The organism is Ignatzschineria sp. LJL83, assembly GCF_054871845.1.
Genome location: NZ_JBTXLY010000015.1, coordinates 1 through 17072, shown reverse-complemented (window position 1 = coordinate 17072; position 17072 = coordinate 1). Strand labels below are relative to the sequence as shown.

Annotated in this window: 8 protein-coding genes; 6 read left to right on the top strand and 2 right to left on the bottom strand. The window is 40.0% G+C overall.

The features are described from left to right. The first annotated feature begins 174 nt into the window (after positions 1–174). The 5 genes from ACYSN2_RS09770 (at position 175) to ACYSN2_RS09750 (ending at position 4133) form a co-directional block, all read left to right on the top strand. Positions 175–405: an acetyl-CoA carboxylase gene (locus ACYSN2_RS09770; protein ID WP_461750074.1), complete on the top strand. Its 231-nt coding sequence runs from the start codon at positions 175–177 to the stop codon at positions 403–405. A gap of 189 nt (positions 406–594) precedes the next feature. Then, complete coding sequence (locus ACYSN2_RS09765; RefSeq protein ID WP_461750073.1) at positions 595–825, top strand: acetyl-CoA carboxylase; 231 nt, start codon at positions 595–597, stop codon at positions 823–825. Positions 826–834: 9 nt separating this feature from the next. Further along, entirely contained in the window at positions 835–2184 is a 1350-nt protein-coding gene (locus ACYSN2_RS09760) for an acetyl-CoA carboxylase biotin carboxylase subunit (RefSeq protein ID WP_461750072.1), read from the top strand. An 83-nt stretch (positions 2185–2267) separates the two neighbouring features. Further along, a complete protein-coding gene (locus ACYSN2_RS09755; RefSeq protein WP_461750071.1) occupies positions 2268–3134 on the top strand; it encodes a 5-oxoprolinase subunit B family protein in 867 nt (288 codons plus the stop codon). Positions 3135–3137: 3 nt separating this feature from the next. Next, complete coding sequence (locus ACYSN2_RS09750; RefSeq protein ID WP_461750070.1) at positions 3138–4133, top strand: 5-oxoprolinase subunit C family protein; 996 nt, start codon at positions 3138–3140, stop codon at positions 4131–4133. 585 nt (positions 4134–4718) lie between these two features. Here the strand turns inward: ACYSN2_RS09750 and mfd are convergent. Both mfd and ACYSN2_RS09740 read right to left on the bottom strand, forming a co-directional pair. Next, the gene (mfd, locus tag ACYSN2_RS09745; RefSeq protein ID WP_461750069.1) at positions 4719–8081 is read right to left on the bottom strand and encodes a transcription-repair coupling factor; all 3363 of its coding nucleotides are present in this window, start codon (positions 8079–8081) and stop codon (positions 4719–4721) included. 5 nt (positions 8082–8086) lie between these two features. Further along, positions 8087–8530 carry an RDD family protein gene (locus tag ACYSN2_RS09740; RefSeq protein ID WP_461750068.1) on the bottom strand — a complete coding sequence of 148 codons (444 nt, stop codon included), beginning with the start codon at positions 8528–8530 and terminating at the stop codon, positions 8087–8089. A gap of 867 nt (positions 8531–9397) precedes the next feature. Here ACYSN2_RS09740 and ACYSN2_RS09735 point away from each other — a divergent pair. After that, the coding region (locus ACYSN2_RS09735) for an invasin domain 3-containing protein (protein WP_461750067.1) at positions 9398–17072 on the top strand (7675 nt) is incomplete at its 3' end.

The following is a 17072-nucleotide window of genomic DNA, read 5'->3' as shown; positions in this document are numbered from 1 at the left end:
CTTATCAATGCTTAGATTAATGCATTTATCAATGCCTTTCATCATCATTTTAATATCAAGAAAACACCATTAACATAGTATCCGCAATATCCAATATCTCTTGAGAATTGAGAATTAAAAATTTAATAAGGATATTGAGTCAAAATGCGTGTGAATTTTATAAGGGGAAAGAACATGGAAACATTAAGCCCAATGCCGGGAATTTTTTATCGCAGACCTTCACCAGAAGCGGATTGCTATGTGGAAATCGGTCAAACCGTGAAACAGGGTGATGTGCTTGGGTTAATTGAAGTGATGAAGCAATATAGCGAACTCACAGCAGAAATTGATGGGATTGTGGAAGAGATCCTCATCGAAGATGGTGATGCGGTGGAAGCTGGGCAAGCGATTTTAATTATTCGTTAGTTGCACCAAAATCAAGCACGAAAGATATCGCTAAATAGCGCGCTACAAATACAACAAGGTAAATAGCATATAGTTTATAGAACAGATTTTGCCTTGAAAAATAATAATAAATGAACGTACTGATCTTGAAATACATGCAATACAAACATCCGTACGAACAGCATTTAAACAACTAGAGGAAATAAGAATATGGAAATTTTAAGTCCAATGCCGGGAATCTTTTATCGTAGACCTTCACCAGAAGCGGATTGCTATGTGGAAGTTGGGCAAGCCGTGAAACAGGGCGATGTGCTCGGATTGATCGAAGTGATGAAGCAATATAGCGAGCTTACAGCAGAAGCTGATGGGATTGTCAGCGCGATTTTGATCGAAGATGGCGATGCTGTGGAAGCAGGCCAAGCAATTATTATTTTAGAATAAGGAGCACTTATGAAAAAGTTATTAGTTGCAAACCGTGGTGAGATCGCCGTCAGAATTATTCGTGCGGCTAAAGAGCTCGGTATTCCGGTAGTGCTTGCGCATAGTAGCGCCGATAAAGATAGTTTAGCGGCAAGATTAGCAGATGAATGTGTGGAAATTGGGCCACCGCAAGTTGCGAAAAGTTACTTGAATCAAGCGGCCATCATTGAAGCTGCGAAAAGTTCTGGCGCAGATGCCATTCATCCTGGATATGGTTTCTTAGCAGAAAATCCTGCTTTTGCGAAACTCGTAGAAGAAACAGGACTTGTCTTTGTCGGACCAAAAGGCGAAACCATTGTCATGATGGGCGATAAAGCGGCAGCAAGAGCAACCGCTGTTGCGGCAAATGTCCCTGTTGTACCGGGAACTGAAGGAATTTTAAGAGACGTCACAGAAGCTTTTGAAGCTGCGAAGGAAGTGGGTTACCCGTTAATTATTAAAGCGGCTGCCGGCGGTGGTGGAAAAGGAATGCGCGTTGTGCAAACGGAGGCGCAATTCGTGAAAGAGTTTGAAGTGGCACAAAGAGAAGGTCTTGGCGCATTTGGTGATGATGGCATGTATCTTGAGCGCTTTATTCCAAGAGCAAGACATATTGAAGTTCAAGTTTTGGGCGATGGCACAGATGTGATCCATCTTTACGATAGAGAATGTTCATTGCAACGCCGCCGTCAAAAAGTCTTTGAAGAAGCACCATCTCCAGTTTTAAGTGATGAAGTTCGTGAAGAGCTCTGCGCATCTGCGGTGGCTTTAGCGAAAAGCGTGAATTACCGCGGCGCTGGAACAGTTGAGTATCTTTATGATGATCAAAGTGGCGAGTTTTTCTTTATCGAAATGAATACGCGAATCCAAGTTGAGCATCCGATTACCGAGATGATTACCGGCGTTGATTTAATTCGTGAAATGCTTCATATCGCAGCCGGCAATGCGCTTCGTTATGATCAAGATGAGATTAAAATTCGAGGCGCCGCTGTGGAATGCCGTATTAATGCCGAAGATCCTGCGAATAATTTTATGCCCAATATCGGAAAAATTGAGAGCCTTCGTTGGGGCGATGGACCGGGCGTTCGTGTGGATTCTATGCTGTATGAAGGATATTCCGTACCGCCATTTTATGATTCGATGCTCGCAAAATTAATTGTGTGGGATGAAAGCCGTGAAGAAGCGCTTGAAAGAATGGGACGTGCGATTAAAGAAACCACCATTTCAGGTTTAAAAACCACATTGCCGCTTCATCTTAAACTGGTAAAAGATGCGGATATGCAATCTGCCAATACGCATACCAACTGGTTAGAAGAGTGGATGGATAAACAAGAGTGGTAATCAATAAGAGAGATAAGAGATATTTCTTTCAATAATTTTCTCTCAATAATAATTAATCACTATTCATAGTGAGGAGGATATGTATGACAGTTCGTTATGTGCCAAGTGGCGATGAGTTTATTTTTGTAGAACTCAGTGAAGATATGTCGCTTGAAGCCTTTTTTAAAGGCATGGCAATTACTAAAAAATTAGAAGATATGCAGGTTCCGGGCGTATTGGAAATTTGTCCAGCTAACGCTTCTTATCAGGTTCGCTTCGATCCCGATATTATTACGGTCGATGATCTGCTTGGCATCTTAAAGAAAATTGAAGCAGAAAGTGCAGATGTGCCGATGCAATTGAAAACACGTTTGATTGATATTCCGGTATTTTTCAATGATCCGTGGACAACGGCAGTTGCGCAAAAGTTTAGAGATCGCCATCAAGAACCCGATTCTAAAAATGATATGGAATACGCAGCGAAACTCAATGGTTATGAGAGCGTTCAAGCTTTCTTTGATGCCTATGTTGGATCGCCATGGTTTGTCTCAATGGTAGGATTTGTTGCGGGATTGCCATTTTTATTCCAAATGGTAGAACGTGATAAACAGATTGAAGTGCCAAAATATTTAAGCCCAAGAACCGATACGCCGAAACAAACCGTGGCGATGGGCGGATGCTTTAGCTGTATTTATGCAGTACAAGGCGCCGGCGGTTATCAGATGTTTGGCATTACGCCGATTCCGATTTTTGATCCGGAAGAGAAAGGCGCACATATGAACAATGAGATGGTGTTTTTCCATCCGGGCGATATCGTTCGTTTTGTTCCGATCAATCAAGAAGAATATGATCGCTATGTGGCAGAAGCAGAAGCGGGAACGATCAAACTGAATATTAAAGAAGTTGATTTCGATACTGAAGAATTCTTAAAAGATCCTGTTGCTTACAACCGTCAATTATTGGAGGGCTAACGTATGAGTCGTACTATTGAAATTTTAAAACCAGGTTTAGCATCAACGATCCAAGATGAAGGTCGAAATGGATATTATCATTTAGGTATTCCACCATCAGGCGCAATGGATCAATATTCTTACTATGCGGCAAATCTTTTAGTGGGAAATCCAAAAGATGCAGCCGTCATTGAGTGTACGTTCTTAGCGCCAGAAGTGAAGTTTAATGAAGATGCCGTGATTGCCATTACCGGCGGCAACTGTGTGCCGAAAGTGAACGGTGAAGAACGCCGTGCCAATGAGCGCTTTGAAGTAAAAGCCGGCGATATTCTCTCTTTTGGATTTATGACAAGCGGTGCAAGAGCGTATATCGCAATTGCCGGCGGAATCGATGTTCCAGATGTTTTAGGCAGTAAATCCACCTATCTTTTAGGTGCTGTGGGCGGTCATGAAGGTCGTAAGTTGATTGCCGGCGATGTGATTAAAATTGGCGAATTACCAACGATTATGCCGAAGAAAACAGAGTTGCCGGAAGCCTATCAACAGCCGTTACCAAAAAACGTTGAGATTCGTGTAACGCCGGGACTTTATGATCATCTTTTAACAGAAGAAGGGCAAAATGATTTCTATGAAATGACATGGAAAGTGAGCTCGGAATCAGATCGTATTGGTTATCGTTGTAAAGGGGAGAAGTTATTAGGATTTATCGATCGTAAAGCGCCATTTGGTGCAGGATCAAACCCATCGAATATCGTCGATGCACCATATCCTGTAGGTTCGATTCAAATCCCCGGCGGAAAAGAGCCGATTATTCTTCACCGAGATTCTGTATCTGGTGGCGGATATGCCATGATCGCAACGGTCATCAGCGCAGATATGGATTTGATTGGGCAATTACAACCGAATCACGCAATGAAGTTTAAAGCCGTCACCATGGATGAAGCATTGGAAGCGAGAAAAGCGTATCAAGATCGTGTGCAATCTCTCTTTGATTTCTTCGAAGTTGAAAATACGAAGTAGATTCATCTGCAAAAGATGACAATCATAAACAGTAAAAAGGCTGTTAGAGTGGATTCTAACAGCCTTTTTGTATGGATTTGTTTTGATTAATTTTGATCGATCTTGGCGTAAATTGCATAAGATAGGCAGATGCGCAGCTGGGTCGAATGCTTGCATGCTTTTCTATATCCCGCGCCAGCAATATTGCGCTTTTTAGATATTAAAATAGACTTCACTATGAAAATTCATGAGATCATATTGATGAGCTCGAGTACTTGCATGATTTCCCAGATCCCACGCCAGCAATATTGCGCCTTTTAGATATTAAAAGAGATTTCTCTATGCAAATTCATGAGATCATATTGATAAGTTCGAATGTTCGAATGTTCGGATGCTTCTCAATATCTTGCATCAGCAATCATCCGCATCAGAGATATTCGGCTTTCATGCTGAAACAAACTATCAGTGAAATAGATTCATGAAAATTGAGATAGTTTTAAGTGCGGGCACGAGATTTTAAGATGAGTGCAAATGTTCTCTCCCGCCCTCTATCAGCCTTTCTTAACAGCAGCTAAGACGACTTCGTAAAGCATCGATGAGGTGAATTTACGAAATTTGATCTAACAATTTACTAATGGCATTGATTCTGACTTCGGCTGTTTCTAAGGGAAGGGCGTAGCGTAGGGCTTCTTGTCCTTGAAGTTGGTAGAACTGCGGACGATCTTGAATGAGCGAAATCAGCTTTTGCGGATTGATTCTCGGTTGATCGCCGAAGAGGATTCGTACGCCATTTTGGTTCGCTTCGATTTTCTTGAGATTGAGCGGTTTTGCTTTCAGCTTGAGTTCTGTGAGTTTAAACAGACGTTTTGTAGAATCCGGTAATAGCCCAAAGCGGTCGATCATTTCAATCTGAATCTGATCGAGATCTTGCTGATTTTTACAGCTCGCAATGCGTTTGTAGAAGGATAATCGAGCAGAAACGTCAAAGATGTAATCTTCTTGAATCAGTGCCGGCACGCCGATATTAATCTCCATGCCTTTATTAAACGGATCGGCAACATCAAGTTTTTCGCCACGCTTCACCATTTCGGCAGCTTCGCTTAAGAGCTCCATATAGAGCGAGAAACCAATAGCATTAATCTCGCCACTTTGCGCATCTCCGAGTAATTCTCCGGCACCACGAATCTCTAAGTCATGATTTGCGAGCATAAATCCTGCGCCTAAGGTATCTGTTGTCGCAATGGCTTCAATACGTTTTTTGGCATCTGAAGTCATTGCCGCATATTCTGGCACGATGAGATAACAGAACGCCCTATGATGCGATCTTCCCACTCGCCCTCGAATCTGATGAAGCTGCGCTAACCCAAGATAATCCGCTTTATTAATAATCACGGTATTGGCATTTGGCACATCAATCCCTGATTCCACGATGGTGGTACAGAGCAGAATATTAATGCGGTGATGATAGAAATCGAGCATCACTTTCTCAAGCTCTGTTTCATTCATCTGCCCGTGTGCAATACCGATAGAAATATCCGGCATGAGCTCTAATAGGCGAGCTTGTACCATCTCGATAGTTTTCACTTCATTGTGCAGAAAATAAACTTGTCCGCCTCGTTTGAATTCTCGCATGCACGCTTCTGTAATGAGCTCATCGTTCCATTCATTGACGAATGTTTTGACGGCAATACGGTTTTCCGGTGGCGTTGCGATAATGGAGAGCGCTTTTAATCCGGTTAATCCCATATTTAAGGTTCGAGGTATCGGCGTTGCCGTCATTGCCATAAAGTTTACTTCGGCGCGTAATTCCCGTAAGCGTTCTTTCTGTTTTACGCCAAAACGATGTTCTTCATCAATAATCACTAATCCTAGATTCTTGAACAGCGTATCTTCAGATAATAAACGGTGAGTTCCAATGACGATATCCACTTCGCCATTCGCTAAATTTTGTAATATCTCGCGCGTTTCTTTTGTTTTACGGAAACGAGAAAGAGCCGCAACTTTAATGGGCCAATCCGCAAAGCGATCTTCAAAAGCGGTGGCATGTTGTTCTGCAAGCAAGGTCGTCGGTGCTAAAATCGCCACTTGATAACCATTCATTGCCGCCATAAATGCCGCGCGCATCGCAACTTCCGTCTTTCCAAAACCCACATCCCCACAAACAATACGATCCATTTTGCCATTTTCTAAATCAATCAGAACATGGTCAATAGCTTTTTGCTGATCAGGCGTTGTTTTGTAAGGGAAGGTTGCCGCAAACTCATCATATTCCAGAGGAATCGCCATTTTCTTGCCATCTTGGGCTTCTCGGCGAGAGTAAATATCGAGCAGTTCTGCTGCTGTATCATTGGCTTTTTCCGCTGCTTTTCGGCGTGCTTTATCCCATTGATCAGAACCAAGTTTATGAAGTGGCGCTGCTGATTTTTCACTGCCGGAATATTTCGATAGCAGATCTAATGAGGTTACCGGCACATAGAGCTTGGCATTATCTTTATATTGAATGACCACTAATTCCGTATCATCAATAATATCCATGCCAGCATAACGACCAACGCCGTGATTAATATGAATGATGGGATCGCCAATTTCTAAAGTATCGAGATTGGTGAGCATCGCTTCAATATCGGCAACTTTGCTCTTTGCCTTATATTCACGAGGTTTAACGCCAAGAAATTCCGCTTCCGTAATAATCCGGAAATCGGGATTTTGATTCATAAATCCTTGCGTTAAAGCACCAATTACCAGCTGAAGCGGCGCCGGTTCTTGAAATGCCGTAATGATAGAATCAAACACTTTCGGCGTAATCTCTTCGGCGCTTAAACGATTTAAGAGATTTTCTCGTCGCCCTGACGTTTCGGCGCATAAAATGTAGGGAACTTTGCCGTGAAGCGCTTGCTCTTTGAGATCTTGAAGCGTAATCGTTGGCTGAAATTCTGTAGTGAAATGTAGATCAACTTTCGGATATTGTGAGATTAAACTTTCCAACCCCTGCGGCGTTAAATAGAGCCTTGAAGGTGGAAGAATCGGCTTTTCACTATCATGACGATAGCGTTCAAAACGCGTTTCAATCAATTCATGAAAGCGTAACCCTTCTTCAAAAATATCGGGATAGAGAAGCAGTGATGTTTCTTTCGGCAAATAATCAAAAAACGTTGCCGTTTCTTCAAAAAAGAGCGGTAAATAACTCTCAATGCCGGAAGGCAAGTTGCCTTTGATGGTTTCTTGATAGATATGAGATTTTTTCAGAAGCGCTTCATCATTGCTAAAGGTGCTTTGATATTTCTCTTTAAAGGTTTTTAAGCCTTGCTCATTGGTATTAAATTCGCGAGTGGGCAGTAATGATAAGGATGAAAATGTCTGAATCGTGTCACCGCTTTCCGGTTCAAATGTACGAATGGTATCAATTTCATTATCAAAAAAATCAATCCGAATCGGCTCACTTTCGCCCATTGGAAAGAGATCAAATACCGAACCTCTTGCCGAGAATTCGCCGGGAGAAAGCACATTATTAACGGCAAGATAACCGGCACTTTCAAGATTACTGCGAAAGAGTTCCCGATCAATCACTTGTTCTCGTTTAAAAAGAAGCACATTGGCATCAAAGAACGATCTTGGCGGTAAACGCTGTAATAATGTGGGAATTGTCACAATGACAATGGATTTCTCGCCCTCTTTCAGATGATAAAGAACCGAAAGCCTTTGCGAGATAATATCAATTTGCGGGGAAAACGGATCATAAGGAAGCGTTTCCGTATCTGGAAAAATCGTGGCATTGCCCCCGAAAAATCGGCAGTTTTCCACAAGATTTTCTGCTTTACGCATGTTATTGACGATGACGATTAGCGTTCGATCGCTACTTTTCGCCGAGTTAACAAGATGAAGCGCAAAATTTGCGGCATTCTCAAGATCCCAAGATACCGCACGTTTTTGTGCGGGAATCGGCAGAGTTTTGAGGGCAATTTTTTTCATGATAATTATTTTTTCTCTTTTTTCGGAAGTTGAATAATTTCGGTACCTGAAAGACGATCATGCCAAGCAAGGCGCGTTGGAGATACGAAAACCCACCAATATCCCAATCCTAAAGGAATCCAGCTGATGATGGAAAAGATCAAACGTAAGATCGCTTGTCTTGCGGTCATCGGATTGCCATTGAGTTGCTGAATACGAAGTCGCCAAGCTCGCATGCCGGTTGTGTGCGCATCTCTCAGCCAGAAAAAGAGGAAGTAGATAAATGGCACAAGGGCAAGAAATGTTTGCTGGAGTTTATAGAGAGAATTTTCGGAAGTAATCGCTTCGCCATCATTAAATAGTAAAAAAATGCCGGCAACGACCATTTCTAACGCAAAAATACAGAGAACATCATATAAAAGTGCGCCCATTCTTTGATGTAAGAGGGCGCGGGGATAGCTGCTATTCATAATATCAATCCATTAATATACAGATAAAATTTTCAATATTTTATCACGACGTCGAATTTTCAGCTATGAAGGAATGTTTTAGAATAAGTGTATTATAACTTATTGATTATTAAGTAAATTAATGTTTTTATGCTATTGGTTAATGAACTGTTAATTATATTTTTCATTATCAAGTTTTGATTATCTATTAGGTTTTCGTGTTTGGTTGATTGCCAACTAGATCATAAAAGTGAGTTTTCTAAAATAACGTCTAATGTCAAAAATGAACATTGTTTAAGATACGCATATTCTCTTTATTATTTACAAATATTTTATGAATAAAAGTAGCTTTGTAGATGAAGCGTATAAATTCAAAATCCACAGTACACTTGATGATTACTAGCTTATTAGGTTTATCTTTATGAGCCTTAATCTGTCTGAGGTAAATTTACACTATCGAGTTTTCTCTCCTCTTAGTTAACTTATTCTTAATAGTCATTCTTACATATTATTTATTAATAAATAATTATATTTATAGATTATATTTTAGGGGTTATTTGTTGTTGTATTTTGTGATATAGTTTGTAACAACATGATTTTAAAGCTGTTTTTATGTGAAATCCTTACAAATATTTATATATAACAACAAAAAAATGCAGATATTTATTTTTAAAATTAAAAATGTACATCAAGTTTCATTGTTTACATTTAGATAACAAAGAATTGCATTTTATTACTTATAAATACTTTCAAATAAAAACTAAATAAAAGATTTATTAGAAATTAGTTAAATACCTATCCCCTAGAGAGATTTTGTATATTATGCAAAGAAAATTAAATGTTTTTCGAAATGTATTATTCCTGCTTATAACGTTCATTACTTTTGTAGTGAATCTAAGTTATGGTGCAATAGTTCCAACAGGAACTCATATTACTTGGACTGGATCAGGTACTGCGCCTAACTTTAGTTGTAATACCTTATATGGGTCTGGTTCAGGTACTAGGCCTATCTTTACGGCAGATCATACGTGGCAAGGCGGGGGAGATATTCCTACGCAAGCTATTTATACTTTAGCAGGAAGCACTACTGGTGGTTATGCAGGAACTATTGCTTTGGGACCCGCCGGATCTGCTGATGGTAAGATGACAATGTTCTCTTGGAGATGGAATAGATCGGATCCAACTGTTGCCGTGCAAGAAGGAGATACACAGGTTTATAAGTTGAACCCTGATCCTCCTACGGGGAGTGGTTGGTCTGGTGGTGAAGTAAATCAGCTTACAGGTGAAATTATTTTCTCTGCGTATGAGGGGAGAGATAATGACTATCGCAGGGAGATTTTGATGCGATATAACCCCGTAACAGGGGCCTATGTTGCAAATACATCAGCTATTCCAGCAGCAACACCCGCAGATGCTGTGAGCTTGAGGTTGGCCTCAGATATGGCACTTGATGCGAATGGGAATGCTTATCTTCTTGCTGGACGTGGTACGGACAAGGTTTTACTAAGATATGATATTTCAGATTCAAATTCTGCAAATTGGAGATATACAAAAGTATTAGATTTTCCACGTGGAGCAGCGGATTTTACAGGGAGTATTTGGGGTATGGCTTTCTTGGATGGAAAGTTATACGCAAGTGTGAATAGTTCTACTCATACTCTTTATGAAATCAATCTCTTAAAACAACAAACAAGAGAGGTTGGAAACTTGCGCAATGATACGCGAGATCTGGCGAGTTGTCAGGTAGCGCCTGTTATTGAAGGAACGTTATATCAAGATGCTCAAGGGCTTGGAAATATAACACCAAGTTCTGCAGCACCTTTAGTGGGACAACATATTGAAATATGGAAAGAAGAGGGTGGTATTCCTGTTTATCAATCTACGGTTCTGACAAATGGTATTGGTGGATTCTCGTTCCTTTTAGACTCAACTAATGCTACATACTATATTAGATCTTATGCACCTAAAATTGGGGATAAGTTTGCTGCTCAAACTTGGGTATCTAGTAGTGCAGCAGGGGGTAATAGTGTTACGAATTACTGTTATAATCCCGCTACAAAAATGATGGATCCAACACCTAATGGCTCTTGTGCATCAAGACCAACAGATGGAGCTGCGGGTGCAAGTTCTAATATGTCACAGTGGTCTTCTTTTACTAAAGTTACGATTGCTACTGACAAAGACGTGCCAAAAATTGAGATGGCTTTCTCCGCAGCAAGTAACTATGCGGATGCTCCTGCTTCTTATAATAATGGAAGCGTTGGACCTTCTCATGTTTCATTAGGTGTTTCTGGAAACACCGTTACAAATCATCAATTAAATAGTGTACATCTTGGTAAGACTGTTTCAACAGCGCAAGGTAATATGCCATCGGATTCTGCAGATAATATTCCTACACATGATGGCGTTGAGGTTGCAATAGCTGGATCTACGAATTTCAGATCATTGCAGGATTTTGTGTTTGTAACAGGTGAAATGTACGATATTCGTATTAATGTAGAAGGTGCAGAAGCCGAAAGAGCATACTTAAGTGCTTGGTTAGCGATGTCCGGGGGAGCGAGAACTAATAATTTTGAAAATGGAACAGTATTACTGACTGATCGGCAGTTAGCTGATGGCGGTAATGGCGGGTATGTCATAATTCGCTATCAAGCTACACAAGGAGTTGCTACAACAACAGCATCTTATGCTAGATTTAGAGTAAGTAGTGTTCAAGGTCTTACTCCGACAGAATCATCTACAGCTGGTAGAATTATTGATGGAGAAGTTGAAGACTATAGAGTTTATTTTGTTCCTGGAGAAGTCTCCATTGCAACGAAAACGCTTGGTGGAACAGGAAGTTTTTCTTATAACTTTAGTAATATTTTATCTACTTATCCATCAACAACAAGTTCGACTATAGATGTACTAACAGAAGATACAGAATATTATGACTCTTCACATCATGTTTTTAATCTATTAAATAACGCAGTTGTTATTACACAAACTTCGCCTGCAACTAATTGGACGTTAATAGAAGCTTCATGTCAGGTAGGTCAACAAACAATTAACGACCTTGAGTTTACAGATGAAGGTCGTATTACGATTCCAGCTCGGTATATTGTGGGGGGTTCTCAAATCTCTTGTGTACTGACAAACTCTTTAGGACCACGTTTAGAATTAATCAAATCTATTACGGATCGTGATCATGCTGATGATCAGTTTATTGTTCAAATCAAAGATAATGCCTCTGCATCAGTTGTTCATGCTGCTGAAACGGTAGGTGGCTCAACGACAGCAACTACAGGGAAAGTTACGTTAGCAGAACAGAGAACATTTACATTAACGGAGATTATGGCAAATGGAGATAATGATCGTCTCAAACGCTATGATTCTGCAATCAGTTGTATTAATAATACTACAAGTAGTGGGACAGTTCTACCAACGGGTATCGGTCAAGCATTTGAAATCACGCCAGTGAATGGGGATGATATTACCTGTACGATTACGAATACTCCTATTAAAATTTCTACAGAACATTCTAAAATTACAGCTGAGCCATCAATCATTATAGCTGATGGAGAAACAACCTCGACGGTTACAGTGCAACTTTATAAAGATAATGGAGATCAAGTCACTGTAGGGGGAGATGCCGATAGAATTACGATTTTCTTTATTGATAATAATCATATTGGGGAAATTGTGGATGAGGCAGCGGGTGTTGTAGATAATGGGGATGGCTCTTATTCAGTAAAAGTAAGATCTAGCGACATCGCTGAAAATGAAGAAATAGGTTACCGAATTGATGGAAATATCGGTCAAAATACAGCAACAGTTAGCTATATATTTGGAGAGCCTTCAACCGAACATAGTACGATCGAAGTGGATAAGCCCTCTATAGAAGCAAATGGTGAGGAAAAAGCCACATTAACAGTTCGTCTCTTTGATGAGAATAGGAATCCGATTACCTCTAGTACGGATAGCGATGGGAATGCTTATGATATTCAGATTGTCTATGTAGATGAAAACAATAAAATAGATGAAAGTGTATTAAGTACTACGACGCATTCTAATAATGATGGTTCATTTGTTGCAACGGTAAGTTCTGTTAAGGCGGGATTAGATAAATTCACCTTTAAGATTAGAGGGGAGGTTAGTCCGAAGAGCGTAGATGTCACATACATGGCGGGAGCCCCTTCTGTCGTAAAAAGTAGTATTACTGCTAATCCAGTATCTATCTTAGCGGATGGTATTGACAAATCGACATTCCAAGTTCAGCTCTATGATATGCAAGGTAATATTATTACATCTAATATCAACCCGAGCACTCAAGAACCCTATAATATTAAAGTTGTTTATGCAGATGCCATTAATAAAGTAGGAGAAGATATATCGGAAACAACTTATCTTGCTAATGGAGTTTTTACTGCAACAGTTGTTTCTAAGGCTTCAGGAAAAGATACCTTTACTTTTGAAATAGAAGGTAGCAAGCCTGATGCGGGTAATACCAATGGTACTGTAGTAGTTGCTTATGGCGCAGGCGCTGCGGACACCAATAGCTCTCAAATTACTATTTCACCTAAAGAAATTAAAGCTGATGGAGTGGATTCGGCGGTAATCACAGTAACACTATTTGATAGAAATAATAACCAACTTACTTCAGGATCTGACGTTGATGGCAATGAATATGAAGTGGTTGTGTATTCAATGCTTAATGAGGGTAATCTTGGAAATCTTGCTGTAGAAGATGGTAAGGCACAAAATAATCAAGATGGAACATTTACAATTTCTGTTACTTCTACAACAAAAGGACGTGAAGACTTTAGTTTCAAAGTTAATGGAGTTGCTTCGAATAGTACAGATTATGTAAATTATCTTGTAGGAGAGCTCGATCTCGGAACGTCTACGATTGTAGCTAAGCCTAATCGAATTGATGCCGATGGTAGAGCTAGTTCAGTCATTATTGTTCAGTTAAAAGATGCCAATGGGAATGAATTAGAGAGTAATCCTGGTACAGTAAATATTTTAGGCGTTACATTAGCGTTACAAGCACAAGGAACGGATAAAATCCCGGCTAGTTACTCTGGTGAAGGTGGGCGTTATACAGTAGATTTAACCTCTATTAAGGCTGGTGTTGACGATAATATTCATTTTGAATTAGAGGGATTTGGCGAGGGTGCAAAAGATAATCCAGCTAGCTTGACTTACTTAGCTGGAGCGGTTGATTCTGGTAAATCTTTAATTCGAGTAGATCGCTCACCAATTGTTGCAGATCTTCAAGACAGTGCAACTGTCACGATTTATTTGAAAGATGCGAATGAGAATGATATTTCAGCGGAAGATGCGGAAGCACTTACAGGTAATATTGAGCTCTATTTTAATGAAGGAAATGGACCAGTAGGGATTCCATCAGAATTGCGTCATATTGCCGGAACATCGACATATCAAGCAACAATGACTTCAAAAGTTGCAAATAAAGCAGATAATATTTCATTTACATTAAATGGTAGACCTTCTGCTGCACTACCTGCATATTTAGAATATGTTGCGGGCGCAGTATCGTCACTCACGAGTACGATTAGTGCAATACCTTTAGAGATTGACGCAGATGGTCAATCTAAATCTGAAATTACAGTACAGTTACGAGATCAGTTTGAGAATGACGTTGTAGCTCCTGATCGAATTTATGACGTACAGTTAACGTTTTCAGCGGATAAGAAAGGGACGCTTGAGCCAAATAATACAACAGGAGCGATGAGCCCAGCGGGTTCAGGTCGTTATGTTGCGAATGTTTTCTCAACGATTCAAGGAGAAGATACTTTTGGCTTTAATATTGTCAGTATTGGAGACGGCGGTCCTGATAATACCGTTACTATTAATTATAAAATTGGCGGAATCAGTGCGACACGTTCTGAAATTTGGGTAGAGCCAAAAGAAATTTCCACGAATGAAGGAGAAATAGCGACAGTTTATGTTCAATTAATGGATGCTCAGGGTAATAAACCGAGCGAGCATGAATATAATGTCTTTATTCGTGAATTAGAGATTGGTAAAACAGTGATGGGTTCTGATCAGTTTATCTATATCTCTGAAGGGCTTTATTCATTAGACATTTACTCTGAAACTGCAGGATCAGAAACACTGAAGTTTAGCTATAGTGCTATTGAGGGTGGTTCTCTTATTAATGCATCTAACACTGATGTTGTGACGTATATCGCTGGCGATATTGATATGACAACATCGAGTATTACGATCAATCCAAATACAATTGCAGCGAATGATACTGCAAGAGCGAATGTGGTTGTTCAATTACGAGATAAATTCAATAACCCAATTCAGCAAAATTTAGGAATTGTAACAATAATTGATCTTGAAAAAGGTTATTTGAATAACGAAGATAATACGCTGACGTATCAGGAAAATAGCGGCACTTATAGAGGATTTATTAAATCTACAGTCGCAGGTTCTGATGAAGCGGTAAGATTTACATTAGGAACTTCTACAACACCGAGTACACAAAGTGCTTCGGTTAGTTATACCGCCGGCAATTATAACTTAGAAAGTTCTATCATCACTGTTGATAAACCCATTATTACTGCAGATGAAGTTGATAAAGCAGTAATTACGATTCAGTTTAGAGATATTTTCGGTAATAATTTAGATCAAGAAGTAGAAGGAGAGATCCGTCTAGCGGGAGTTAATCTTGGACAGAGAATAACTAATCCTGCGCTGTATAAAGGGGAAGGTCGTTACGAAATTGAAATTATCTCTCGTCAGATTGGGAAAGATACGATTTCTGCGAGTTTAAATAATGATCCAATTGCAAATAATACTTCTGTTGAAATCACTTATATTGCCGGAGAAGCGACAGCTGAAAATTCAATTATCACGGCTCATCCACCTGTTATAGAGGCGAATGGAGAAGAGAGTTCAATCTTAAGAGTTCAATTACGAGATCAATTTGGTAATAACCTTGAGAGAGATGAGGCGTACTCAGTAACATTAGATGAAACAACCCTTACAACAGGTCGATTAGTAGTAGGTTCTACAGGAAACTTTGAATCTGTTGGTAATGGTCGTTATGAGCTTGCTATTCAGTCAGATGCTGTGGGCTTTGATGATGTTAACTTTAAATTAGAGGGTATTCTTAGTACTACGGGAGCTGTTCATGTGAAGTATGAGCAAGGTTCGGTAAGTCTAGTATCATCTACGTTAACGCTTAAACCAGACACGATTGTGGCAGATGGCGTTGATAGAAGTACCGTCACTGTTCAATTAAAAGACAGTTCAGGTCATGATGTCGATGATGGTGCAAGAATAATTACCCTCGTTGGTGGAGAGGGCACTGTTGGGACATTGCCAACAACAGCATTAACACATGAAGGAAGTGGTCGTTATGTGGGATATGTTACGTCTCTTAAATCAGGTGTGGATACGATCGGATATCGCATTCAGGATTTAGGTGATGGATCTGATACGAAACTTTTAACTTATATTGCTGGAAATTATAGCCTTGTTGAATCATTGATTAAGGTTGAACCTGCAACGATTAAAGCTGATGGTATTGAAGAAGCGGTTGTCACGATTCAGTTAAGAGATGAAAATAAAAACCCACTCTTAACGGATACAGCAATTGTTGAATTGTTACCTTTAGAGAAAGGAACCTTAAAAGATAGTAGTAATGGCTATGTATTGCATTCTTTAGGGAATGGGCTCTATAGCGGAACGATAGTTTCGATTATTTCTGGTCCAGAAATAGTTGGGTTTAAGATTGATGGAAATGCTGCAAATAATACGCATGCAATTACGTATACAGCAGGGGATGCCGACCTTACTAAATCTGAAATTACGGCAATTCCAGCTCAAATTGAAGCAAATGGTCGAGATCAATCTATTGTAAGTATCCAATTAAAAGACCGTTACGGTAATAATGTGGAACGAGATAGTGGTGAAGTTATTCTCACAAATTATAGACCGGGTATTCCTAATGATACAGCTTCAGGGGTAGGCAGACCTCAACTTAGCTATCAGGGTAATGGTCGTTATGAAGGATTCATTATCTCAACAGAAGCAGGTCAAAGTAATGTGAGCTTCACGTTAGATGGTAACCGTGTGCCAGCAGATATTTATGCCCCTATTTCTTATGTGGCAGGTGGAGCGGATACGAAGTATTCGGTGATTTCAGCTAGTCCAGTAACCATTACTGCAGACGGCGTAGATCGTTCTAAAGTAACTGTTCAACTCCGAGATGGGGAAGGAAATAGTGTATCTGATATCAATAATCCAGAGACAGGAATGCCGTATCAAGTTGTTCTTAAGCTTGAAGGTGGCGGCAGCTTTGTAGGGGATGTTGAAAACGTTACAATGATTCCTGCGACGGATGGTCAATTCTTTACTTATGTCACATCGACATTGGCAGGATCAGATACCTTTACTTTTGAAATCGATAATCGTCCAGCAAGTAGTTCTGCAACCGTGACTTATACAGCAGGTAAAGCAGACGCTTCTACATCAATTATCCGTTCAATGCCTGATTCTATCGAAGTGAGTGCAGGAGAGATTACCTCTACGCTAACAGTAGAAT

Coding starts and splice junctions, on each gene's coding strand:
- ACYSN2_RS09760 (WP_461750072.1), top strand. CDS start 835: ATGAAAAAGTTATTAGTTGCAAACCGTGGTGAGATCGCCGTCAGAATT.
- ACYSN2_RS09750 (WP_461750070.1), top strand. CDS start 3,138: ATGAGTCGTACTATTGAAATTTTAAAACCAGGTTTAGCATCAACGATC.
- mfd (WP_461750069.1), bottom strand. CDS start 8,081: ATGAAAAAAATTGCCCTCAAAACTCTGCCGATTCCCGCACAAAAACGT.
- ACYSN2_RS09740 (WP_461750068.1), bottom strand. CDS start 8,530: ATGAATAGCAGCTATCCCCGCGCCCTCTTACATCAAAGAATGGGCGCA.
- ACYSN2_RS09765 (WP_461750073.1), top strand. CDS start 595: ATGGAAATTTTAAGTCCAATGCCGGGAATCTTTTATCGTAGACCTTCA.
- ACYSN2_RS09770 (WP_461750074.1), top strand. CDS start 175: ATGGAAACATTAAGCCCAATGCCGGGAATTTTTTATCGCAGACCTTCA.
- ACYSN2_RS09755 (WP_461750071.1), top strand. CDS start 2,268: ATGACAGTTCGTTATGTGCCAAGTGGCGATGAGTTTATTTTTGTAGAA.